Genomic DNA, 9,979 nt, shown 5'->3' with positions numbered 1-9,979 from the left:
TCAGGGCTGTCGATGCCGCTGACCAAATTCAAAAGCGTGCTTTTGCCGGTCCCGCTCGGTCCCATCAACGAAACAAACTCGCCCGACTGGATATCCAAATCGATATTGTCCAGCGGCGTGATCGTCTCGTCTCCTTTGCGAAAGCTCTTGCAAACGCCTCGTAGTTCCAACAATGCCATATCGTTCTCCGTGATTATACGTGTCGCGTTCGCGTTACTTTCCGATCGTTTGCTCTTCGCCTGTGACCGTCACGTGGTTGCCCGGTTGCAATCCATCCAGTCCCGAGGCAATCAGTTTGTCAGTCACGTTCAATCCTGACTGAATCTCGATCAAGCCTTCGGCACTTGGGGTGCCGACATCGACACTGCGCTGCTGGGCACGTTCGTCAAAATCGACGATCCAGACAAACGAGCCCACGTCGCCCGATTGGATCAGTTGTTGGGGGACAAAGACTCGCTCGCTTTGCAGTGACTCGCCCGATGGCTCTGCGATCGTTGGCGCCAAAAACGTTGCTGTGACCAACATTTCGGGGCTGACCGTTGCCGGAGGATCAATCAGTTCGACTTTTACCTCGAGTGTGTTCTTTTGAATATTTGCCGAGCTCGTCGTTTGTAGCACCCGACCGTGGATCACGGCGTCGGAGGAAGCGGTTTTGATTTCGACGCTTTGGCCACGAATCACCATCGGGACATCTTCGAGCCGCACGTCGGCACGAACCTGTAGCCGCTCGGGATCGTACATCTCGACGACGGTGCTGGATCCTTGCCCGGACGGACCATCGATTCCGGTGACCCGGGTACCGGGCGAAGCGATCAGGCTGAGGATGCGGCCGTCCATCGGGGCGAGCACCGTGTTTCGCTGCAGCGTCAACTCGGCTTGTCGCAGTTTCAATTCCGCTTCGTTTCGCAGTCCAATGGCCGAGGCGACCTTGGCTTCCGCTTCCTGCAGTTGTCGCGTTTCTTCGACCAATAATTCAAGCTGTTGCTGTAACGCATCGACCTTTCCCTGCAACGCTTTGACTTCGCGCTGGATGTGGGGGCCACGCTGCTGAAGCTCTTGCAGGTTGGCGTTTGCTGCTGTGTATTCGCTCTCGGATTGACGCACAACACGACCCGCAATCGCCGCTTCGGCTGCTTGTTTTCCCTGCATGTTGCTATGCGAATATTTGACTTGGGCCTGAGCCGCTTCGATCAGAAAGGGTAATTTTGCGAGCTCGGTTTTTGCATTGGCCAACCGGCTTTGAGCTTCCGCCAAGGGAACTTGCAAATGAACTGGGTTGTTTAAACGGATCTTTGCCGCGTCCCGCTCGGCAATCGCACGATTGAGTTCCCCTTCGCGGATGGCGAGCGAGTTCTTCGCTTGCTCGACGTCCAGCTCCGCATCGATCGCAATTAAACTCGCAATCGGATCCCCCTTGGTGACGCTTTGCCCTTCGACCACCAACAATTCTTCGATTACCCCTGATGCCAATGCGGCAACACGGATCGCCGTCGGTCGCGGTTCGATCCAGCCCGCGGCTTGAAACAGTGGCGTTCCCGAGGGTTGCAGCTCGGCCCGCTTCACGATCACCGGCACGACGGTGACCGATTGTCGGGGCAACAGCCGTCGTCCGGCAGCTGCCCCAAGTAACATCACGAAGCCAACAAGAATCCCAATCGGCACGACGTACCGCGACACCCAGCGTTTTCGCTGCGGTCGGGCTGGTTTCGTTTCACGGCTAGGCGAACGATCCATCGCGAGTTGGCTGAGATCAAGTTGGCTGCGGTTCATTTGGCATCGATTATTAGAAGAGATGGGAATAGGGGAGTTTGCTGGCTCCCCCTCTTTCTACTCAGAACGGACGAAGACCTTGCTAGCCGCGACGGTCAAGTTGCCTTGATCATCTCGCTTCGCAGTGCCTTGCACGACGACGGTGGAAAGCTCTTTGACGTTCAGCAGCTCTCGTGCATCGCTGGCGACTGGCTTGCCATTCTCGTCCACCACTTTCACCGTCGCGATGTTGTCTTTGACGGCGTCGGTTTCACAGCAGTAATCCCATGCGGTTGGACAACCTTCGTCCGGTGCACAATAAGGCACTTTGGCATCGACGATGGTGAACGCGGCTAGCCCCTCGACGAAGGGTTTACTCGAGCCGCCGATCAGTCCCACCAGGGTGATCGATTCGTCGTCTTTTACACTTTGGCGAGCATCGCCGACCGCCATTGCACCCTCAGGCTCCGTGGTGCGGATGTATTGTGAATTCCCTGCTGCATTCGCATCAGACTGTGCTGCAGTTTCGGCTGCAGGATTGCAACCGGCGACGAGCAGACAGAGGCCTACTAAACTAAACATCAATTTCATTTCAAACCTTTCAATCTCTTTGAAAAAACAAACACTTGTTAAATGGACTTTAAACTTGTCGCGACCTCGGCCTTCAGTGCCTTGATCGCAGGTGGCAACGCTCCCAGCACGCCTAACATCAAACCCACCCCACATCCGATCAGGATGGCAACACTATCGATTCGCAGCGTGAACGCTCCCATCGTGAATCGCACGGCCATTCCATTGAGCATCGTCAACGCCAAGACGCCGGACAGCAGTGATCCGGCTGCCGCTAACAGCACCCCTTCTTGAATCAAGCTGATTAAAATGGCGCGTCGCCGAAATCCAATCGCTTGCAGCGTCGCCAATTCTCGGACTCGTCCCGCCACGGCTCCGTACATCATGTTCAGCCCGGCGAAGATTCCCGCAGCGGAAACCAAGACGACAACAAACCACGCCAGCACACGGACCGGTTTGTAATGTTGTTGCAGCGTTGCGTAGTAATCGGTTTCGCGGATCGCGCGAAGTTCCAAGTCGGTGCGTTCTTTACAGAACAGTTCGACTTCCGCAGCGGAACTGCCGGGGGAAAGCAGCATCGCAACGAGGCTCAAGTCTTGACGTTTGGTTGCAATTTGGAAATCTTCCAGCTGGCACCAAATCTCGGATTCGTACGCGGAACCACCGGCGGCGAATCGACCGCTGATGACCCACGATCGCCCCTCGAACTCGATGGTTTCTCCGACGCTTAACGCGGTTTCGGAACTACCTAATTTTGCCGTGGCCAACCGCCCCACAATCACTTCCCCTTCCTCGGGCCAATCGCCTTGGATTAACTGGACCGATCGACGGACCAGTGGCGCGGATAACTTCACGCCACGCACCAACCCCAGCCCGCCTGATCCGTCGGCAGTTTTGACTCGTGTCCCCAAGTACAGTTCCGGTGAAACGCATGTCACTCCGAATCGATTCGCGACTCCATCCAAGCTTGCGACCAGCAGCGACGGGGTTCGTGCGGCGATCGATGAGTTTTCGATGTTTTCTTCGGAGTTCACTGAATACACCAACACCACATCGGGATCGCCGCTGACCGCCAGCGATTGTTCCAGCCCACGTATGAATCCCACGACGACAAACACCAGCATCACTACCGTTGCCAGTGCAACGAGCGTCAATGCGGTACGCAGCGGCCGTCGAGCCAGATTGCGAACGCCGTATTCCCAGGGAAGAAGCATATTTGGACGTGTTGGAGTGTTGGAAGGATTGTGTCGTTCTAAAGCTCGCGTCGCGAGCCTGAACTGCTAAAACTTTTGGAGTTCCTGTGATTTTTGGTTGTGCTAGTTTTCTGCCACCTCTCCCCCAACTTCGTCGGTGGAGAGGTAACTGCAGCAAGGGCCGGAAGAAAAACTCACCCCAATGTACGATGTCAACCCAAAACTTTTAGCAGTCCAGACTTTCGCTGCACCGCCAGAAAACCTACGTATTTCGTGCCAATGACTATGCCATCAAGCTTGCGAAGATTCCTGCAGCAGACGTCAATGGCAGCTACGCGAGCACCAAGGACTTATTGCAGGCGGTATCCGAAAGAGGGTTGAATCAAATCAACCAAGATTGGTGCGCAATCCGTGCCGCGCGACCATAGGGAGAATATTTGCACGGCGTTTGACGCATCACAGCGTCAACGCGACTCGGCTCAGCGACGGTGATTTGCAGGACCGAAATCCAATCGACGATCATGCTTGCCGTGTCGGGCGGTTCCGCACCCGATTCGAGTACTGCGCCTTCACAAATGCAATTTTGGCAATCGCACCCACTCTCGGACGACTGATTTGAGCGATCCGATGTAGGAGCGTCCTCGGCATGAGGGCAGCACGAACACACCGTCGGTGCGGACTCGTTGCCCCCCGCTGCATTCGCTTCGCACGAAAGGCAACGCACAGGACACGCCAACAAGAGGGCGATCAGCATGACGGCAAAAAGGGGACTCTTCATATAATTCAGTCTAGTCGCGTGCTTTCGCCGCAGCAAGAGCAGCCAGGTAAGCGGTCGCAGCACGCCCCCCCATTCACAACGCTGTGAAGCGATCGGAGGCGTCAAGTTCATTGCGTCGCTACCCTCGCCAGAGCGTGGATGGTTGCTGTTCGATGCAAACCGTGAACCAATTCAGCCCCGTTGCGCCGCCTGCGAATCTCGCCGCTTTGTCTTCGCCGCCGTTCGCCCCTGAATATCGGTTCGCTTTGTGGTGAAACCAACAAGCGATCACGCTTCGGGGGTTGATCGTGATCTCCCCGTGAATGCCGCGTTGGAAACACGGGGAGATCGAAGGTGTTGTCATCGAGGCTCAAGCTGCTGCAATGACACTCTGGAACGCCAATGCTACTTTTGCTTTCGCACGACGATGGTCCAGTCTTGATCTTCGTCGCTGGGGGCTTTGCCAAGATTGACGCTGCTGCCGCCACTGACTTTTTTGACCGATCCGCGTTGCAGCGAACCACCGCTGCGTGGATTAAACCACTGCACCGAAAAGTCGCCTTTTGCATTGCTGAGATCAAGATCTGCTGAGCCGCCATCGCACAGATAGACCACGTAGTTTTCTCCGGGTTTAGCCAAACAGAACTGCGTGTTCTTGTGCTTCTCGTTGCCAACCAAGGCATCTTGAGGCGACATCTGCCAGAACGGGATCTCATTCTCGTGAAAGAAGTTGATCGCGATCCGGCAGTAGTCCCAGCTTTGGTCACGGCTGCGCCAATCTTCGCACACCAAGTCGTTCTCGGCGTAGGCATATCCAAAGTAATACTCCACGCCGGCACCGCCACCCATCAACGTTCCCCACAACGTTTGTTTGCGGACTTCGTGTTGGGTGTACGTCATGTTGCCCTTGCTGTCGTGACCATCAAAGCCGCGGTAACCAAGGTCGGGGCATTGGCCGTGGGCCGCCGTTCCCGATTCGTCAAACGCGACGACCCAAGGTTTTCCGGCAGCTTTCGATTTCTCGACCCATTTTACCGTTTGCCAATGCGTGTCGTGGATCCCACTGTTTTGCAGCGATACTCCGGTCAGGGCGGATTTGTCACCCAGCAGTGGTTCGTACTGGGAATCCTGTTGGCCTGGGAACGTATGCAACACGCGGTTGTGGTCGTAGGCGTCAAACGCGTCGATGTATGCCAACATCGCTTTGAGTTGCTCGGTCGACTGGGTGTTCTCTTCGCCCAGATTCCAGTTCAACGCCAAGTTGTGAGCAAACCGGGCAATCAACTCGCGGCAATAAAGTTTTCGCTGAACACCAAGATCGCCACCGTCCAACGAGGTGGGAACCTTGTCATCGTTTTCGGTTTCTTGCATCTTGAAATGCAAGTACATGCCTTTGGCGGTGGCGTGATCAAATACGATGCCCCATTGATCGAGCTTGCTGCAGTCGTAATGCAACTTGTCGTTGCGTTGGATGAAAGGCCAAACATTGTCACCGTCACCACCCGCGTTGTACGTCAGGAACGAAAATGCGTTGCAGCCTTTTCCGGAAAGGTAATTAATCGCACCAATCAGTCCCTTGCCCTTGCCGTTTTGCCAGGTCGGGTCGCCCGATTTCCAATCCTTGATATGCGGAGCCCACGTTTTGAGTGGCACCTTGCTCGGTTTGCCTGCGACGGTGGCATCAAAGTCGGCATAGCCGAGCAGCGTTTCTGGAGCGTCAGCACCTGCTTTCAAAAAGTACTGCTTGCTCGAAGCAAATTGCAGGTAGTGCTTGCCGACATAATCGAGACGTCCGAGGCCACGTAAATCGCGACCCTGCTTATCACTTTTGGCGACTTGAAACTGACCCGATTTGCCGTCGTAAGGTGCCAAGGCAACGCCGGTCGGTTTGGTGTCCAGGGCGGCCAGCGGACCTTGTCGAAACGAAACCGTGTAGCTCCACTGGCCCGTGCGGTCGGGAGCAAAATGAGCTCGCCACGTCGTGCCTGCTTCGGCAGAGGTTTCACCAGCGTTACCGTCAGCGGCAAAGTAGCCGGGGACGGTGTAAGTCGTGCCGTCGCTGTGTTTGAACGAAACGGACATCGCATAATCGGTAAACGGATTCGGCGAATTGTCCTGCTCGTGTGCGTACGGGCCGCGGAGGTTTAAAGTGACCTTGTGCCACTGTTTCGTTTCGCCCGAAACGTTCACGCTGCCGTCACCGTTGGCGCTGCGCGGCAGAACCAGGGGCAAGTCGCTGACCGGTTTGGTGGGGCTTGTTTTTGCCGCGACGGTTTGCTCTTTCGGTTTTGACGCTTGCTTGGCGAGGTACGGTTTCGCTTCTTTGCGAGTCGATGCGTCAGCGGGAGTGAAGGTGATGCCAGCCCAACGAGCACGCGAGAATTCCTTGCCATCTTCGGAACCTGTGGTCGCCTTGATCGTGATGATCGCACCATCGGTGATCGCGACGTTTTCCCAAGTTTTGCGATACTTGGCGGCATCTTCGGCGGTTTGGTTGCTTAGCACCGTGGTGAATTCGCCTACCCGTTCTCGGTCCACTTCAACGCGATACGTCGACTTGCCATCATTTTCACCGATCGCATGTAGCGTGATGTTGTAGGTTCCTGTGGGAAACTGAAACGTCGTGTCGGCAGTTGCGTGTTGGCGTTGATCGGGATCAATCGCGAGCCATTTGCCACGATCGACATAGAACGTTTCGCTTTGAATGTCGAATGATTTCGCAGGTAGAAACAATCCGTTGTTGGCGTCGGATTGAGCGACCGTGTCGGATTTTGGTGACGGCTTTGCTGCAGGCGGCGTTGTCGGAACGCTGCCTGAGTGAAGTTCCGAGGTCGGACCAGCATCCTCGGGGCGAGTGAACTCGCGGTCGGTGGTCATGATCCACTTGTCAAACTCGAACCCATCCTCGCGCATCGAGAACGAAATGGTGTGCTCGCCTGCAGTCGGGACATCAAGGAAAATCTTGTAGGGCTCGCCACAGTGTTGTTTTTCGGTGCGTTGCTTGCTTTCCCAACGCCACTCGTTTTTACCTTGGCACCACTGCAAACGTTGACCGGAATCAGGCCACTGGCCATCGATCCCGACGTGCAGCCCATTGTCTTCGCTGCCGGTGGAATAGGCGCGTACCCACACATAATATTTGCCTGGCGTTGTGAAATTGACTTTATAACTTAGCACCGCCATCTTTCCAGCTTCGGGAGCGAAGTTTGTCCCCCGAATCAACTTGTCGCCATGAGTCCGCCGCGTGTCGGGCAGGATTTCGAGGTAAGCATTACCACTTGCTCCGGCGACATGCGGCGGATCACCATCGGGGGTGATGTCCGGCGTGGTCTCGGACGAAGTCAGGTGCCAAGCACGCTTGTCCGTCGAAGATTGCTCGACGTAGTGTTCCGCTTCGACCGCGACGAGTCCGTCGACTTCTTTAAACACAGGGTCTGCGGTTAATCCTAACGATGGCGAAAAGGCTATCAGCAAGACGGACATGCAACGTGCAAGCTGCACTGGGAAACTGCGACTCATGGACAAATCCTCGTGGGTGGGAACGGAATCAGGAGAGTGGGATAGGCTTCGAGCCTGTCATCAGCATTGTTTTGTTGATTGTCGTTGATCGCTCCGTGATCAACGACGCGGGTTCGTCAATCGAACCTCGGCAACAATTTCTTACACATCGCTGGCAACCGCAGCATGAATCGCATCGGCAACTGCATTAGCGACGTCGGTCGTGGACGACGATCCGCCGATATCGGGTGTTCGCACTTGGCCGTGCGATAGTACTTCAGCAACTGCACTTTCCACAGCGACCGCTGCGGTGATGCAGTTGGCATCTTGGTGGGTTTGACCGAGCCAATCTAACATCATGCCGGCCGACAGAATCGTGGCGAGCGGGTTGGCGACATTCTTGCCAGCGAGTTGGGGGGCGGTGCCGTGGGACGGTTGAAACAACGCATGTTTGTCACCCACTTCGGCCGACGGGCCCAGCCCAAGACCGCCGACGATTCCAGCACCCAAATCCGACAAAATGTCACCAAATTGGTTTTCCATCACGACCACATCGAAATCGGATGGGTTCTGCACCATGTACAAGCTCATCGCATCGACATAGACCGCGTCGTGCTCGATGTCGGGGTACTTCGCAGCGACATCATGAAAAATCTTGCGGAAGAACGCCATGCTGCGAAACACATTTGCCTTGTCGACACACGTGACTTTGCGTTTGCCGTCATGCGGTCGACCGCTGCGGCGCGATGCTAATTGGAATGCATAATCGACGACTTTGGATGTTCCCGCGCGGGTCACGACCAACGTGTCGGTGGCCACTTCGTCACCGACCATGCTGCCGCCGCCAAACGAGGCGAACAGGCCTTCGAGGTTTTCGCGGATAATCACAAAATCGATTCCCTCACCGGTGTCTTTCAGTGGACACGGCGCACCGGGATACAATTTTACTGGACGTACTGCCGAGTGCAGGTTCAGGGCACGACGCAGTCCCACCATCATCGTCGGTTGAACCTCAGTCCCATCGGGTTGTCGCACGTCGGGCAGTCCAATCGCTGACAACAGCACCGCATCCGCAGCCAAACAAGCATCCAAAACGTTCTTGGGCAACGTCTCGCCTGTCTCGCGATAAAGTTCCGCGCCCGCTCGGTGCGATTGGCAATCGAGTTGGATATTGGGGAATTCCGCGACAACGCGATCGAGCACGATCTGAGTCGCTGCCATGGTTTCCGGGCCAATACCATCGCCCGGCAAAAGTGCGATCCGATAGGAAGTCATCTGTTGTTTCTTATGTTTAGATTGAAAAGTGAAACGGTGGAGCGTTTGTTACGAGACGCGGTGCCATGTTTTCAACGACTTGCTTTCGACCCATGGGCCAACGCTAGCCGAAAAATCGTGGAAATAGTCGGCCGCACGATGCTGGTCAAACGCCGCGGCATTGTCATAGATTTCGTACAAGAAGAATTGGTTGTCCGCTTCAGGGTCGACGCTGACTTCAAATTGTTGGCATGTATCTTCGTTGGCCAGCGAATCGTTCGCTTGTTGCAACACTCGCTCGCGGAACGCGTCAGCGAATTCGGGTTTGATCGTGAATTGAACAGCGACAACAAACATGTTGGTTTTACTTTTATTAAGATGGGAATCGTTCGTGCAAGTCGCGACACTGTTGGTCGGTTAAACAACGAGGGTGGCGGTCACGTAGCAGTAAATAAAGCTTGGCAGTCTCTTCGAGTTCTTCGGTCGCGTAGACCGCTTTGTCAAGATCAGTGGCGGCCACGATCGGTCCGTGGTTGGCCAATAATATGGCCCTCGCACCCACCGCGGTTCGTTCGACCTCGGCGGCAAGTTCTTCAGCCCCTGGCGGAAAATAGGGTAGCATCGGAAGCGTGCCGACTCGCATCACATAGTACGCCGTTAGCGCCGGAAGCACATTGGCCGAATCGATGTCCGGCAAACACGATACCGCCACCGAATAGGTCGAATGGAGATGCACGATCGCATCGTCTTTCTCGCGCGAACGGTACATCGATAAATGCAGCACCGCTTCCTTAGACGGTTTGTCGCCTGCCACCAGCGAACCGTCCCATTTCACTTTGGAAATGCGATCAGGATCGAGTCGGCCCAAACAGACATTCGTGGGCGTGACCAAAATACCATCCGGCAAACGGACGCTAATATTTCCGCTGCTGCCACACGTAAATCCGCGATCAAACAG

The 9,979-nt window shown here is 55.4% G+C and carries 9 protein-coding genes; all 9 read right to left on the bottom strand.

Going from position 1 to position 9,979, the window contains the following annotated elements; genetic code table 11:
- A partial coding sequence (locus ABX962_RS20055) for an ATP-binding cassette domain-containing protein (RefSeq protein WP_372721797.1) occupies positions 1-179 on the bottom strand: 179 nt, incomplete at its 3' end.
- 34 nt (positions 180-213) lie between these two features.
- Positions 214-1,770, bottom strand: a complete 1,557-nt coding sequence (locus ABX962_RS20050) for an efflux RND transporter periplasmic adaptor subunit (RefSeq protein ID WP_372721795.1) — start codon at positions 1,768-1,770, stop codon at positions 214-216.
- Between the two features lie 57 nt (positions 1,771-1,827).
- Positions 1,828-2,340, bottom strand: coding sequence for a hypothetical protein (locus ABX962_RS20045; RefSeq protein ID WP_372721794.1), 513 nt, complete (start codon positions 2,338-2,340; stop codon positions 1,828-1,830).
- Positions 2,341-2,378: 38 nt separating this feature from the next.
- Complete coding sequence (locus ABX962_RS20040) at positions 2,379-3,533, bottom strand: ABC transporter permease (protein WP_372721793.1); 1,155 nt, start codon at positions 3,531-3,533, stop codon at positions 2,379-2,381.
- A 361-nt stretch (positions 3,534-3,894) separates the two neighbouring features.
- The gene (locus ABX962_RS20035) at positions 3,895-4,290 is read right to left on the bottom strand and encodes a hypothetical protein (protein ID WP_372721792.1); all 396 of its coding nucleotides are present in this window, start codon (positions 4,288-4,290) and stop codon (positions 3,895-3,897) included.
- A 384-nt stretch (positions 4,291-4,674) separates the two neighbouring features.
- Positions 4,675-7,752 (bottom strand): DUF5060 domain-containing protein, encoded by a 3,078-nt coding sequence (locus ABX962_RS20030; protein WP_372721796.1) that lies wholly within the window; start codon positions 7,750-7,752, stop codon positions 4,675-4,677.
- Between the two features lie 177 nt (positions 7,753-7,929).
- Entirely contained in the window at positions 7,930-9,042 is a 1,113-nt protein-coding gene (locus tag ABX962_RS20025; protein WP_372721791.1) for an isocitrate/isopropylmalate dehydrogenase family protein, read from the bottom strand.
- A gap of 48 nt (positions 9,043-9,090) precedes the next feature.
- Positions 9,091-9,378 (bottom strand): putative quinol monooxygenase, encoded by a 288-nt coding sequence (locus ABX962_RS20020; RefSeq protein ID WP_372721790.1) that lies wholly within the window; start codon positions 9,376-9,378, stop codon positions 9,091-9,093.
- Between the two features lie 16 nt (positions 9,379-9,394).
- Positions 9,395-9,979: 3-oxo-tetronate 4-phosphate decarboxylase (gene otnC / locus ABX962_RS20015; RefSeq protein WP_372721789.1), on the bottom strand; the 585-nt coding region annotated here is incomplete at its 5' end.

Origin of the sequence: Novipirellula sp. (genome assembly GCF_041583735.1) — a bacterium.
Lineage (GTDB): Bacteria > Planctomycetota > Planctomycetia > Pirellulales > Pirellulaceae > Novipirellula.
The sequence above is the reverse complement of the archived record's forward strand: the minus strand, read 5'-3'. Positions and strand labels throughout refer to the sequence as shown.

Bases quoted from the DNA above. Each gene is read 5' to 3' on its own strand.
- ABX962_RS20040 (WP_372721793.1), bottom strand. From the start codon at position 3,533: ATGCTTCTTCCCTGGGAATACGGCGTTCGCAATCTGGCTCGACGGCCG.
- ABX962_RS20045 (WP_372721794.1), bottom strand. From the start codon at position 2,340: ATGAAATTGATGTTTAGTTTAGTAGGCCTCTGTCTGCTCGTCGCCGGT.
- ABX962_RS20030 (WP_372721796.1), bottom strand. From the start codon at position 7,752: ATGTCCGTCTTGCTGATAGCCTTTTCGCCATCGTTAGGATTAACCGCA.
- ABX962_RS20035 (WP_372721792.1), bottom strand. From the start codon at position 4,290: ATGAAGAGTCCCCTTTTTGCCGTCATGCTGATCGCCCTCTTGTTGGCG.
- ABX962_RS20050 (WP_372721795.1), bottom strand. From the start codon at position 1,770: ATGAACCGCAGCCAACTTGATCTCAGCCAACTCGCGATGGATCGTTCG.
- ABX962_RS20020 (WP_372721790.1), bottom strand. From the start codon at position 9,378: ATGTTTGTTGTCGCTGTTCAATTCACGATCAAACCCGAATTCGCTGAC.
- ABX962_RS20025 (WP_372721791.1), bottom strand. From the start codon at position 9,042: ATGACTTCCTATCGGATCGCACTTTTGCCGGGCGATGGTATTGGCCCG.